Annotated in this window: 1 pseudogene; it reads right to left on the bottom strand. The window is 66.2% G+C overall.

Going from position 1 to position 331, the window contains the following annotated elements:
• A pseudogene (locus tag J1C49_RS21615) lies at nucleotides 1-331 on the bottom strand (hypothetical protein); the annotation flags it as partial.

The following is a 331-nucleotide window of genomic DNA, read 5'->3' as shown; positions in this document are numbered from 1 at the left end:
AGCAGATCGATCTCCGCGTCCGGCGCGCCGTCGAAGCGGATCGCCTCGAAATGGCTGTTGATCGCGCCGCTGCTGTCGAAGAACTCGTTCAGCCGCAGCCTGTCCGTGCCCGCGACGATCACGAGGTCGCTGGAGTCGTTGGCGGCCCGTTCAAAGCGCAGATCGGCGGCGCTCAGGCCCTCAAGCAGGATCCCGTTGAAGCCCTGGTCCTGATCGTCAATCGTGTCATTGCCGAAGCCGGGCGCAAAACGGTAGGTGTCGGCCCCTGCCCCGCCTTGCAGAAGGTCGTCGCCGCCAAGGCCGATCAGCGTGTCGTCCTGCTGCGTGCCGG

It is taken from the genome of Cognatishimia sp. F0-27, assembly GCF_020667845.1.
GTDB lineage: Bacteria > Pseudomonadota > Alphaproteobacteria > Rhodobacterales > Rhodobacteraceae > JAFMPQ01.
Note: the sequence above shows the minus strand (reverse complement) of the source record. Positions and strands in the feature narration are given on the sequence as shown.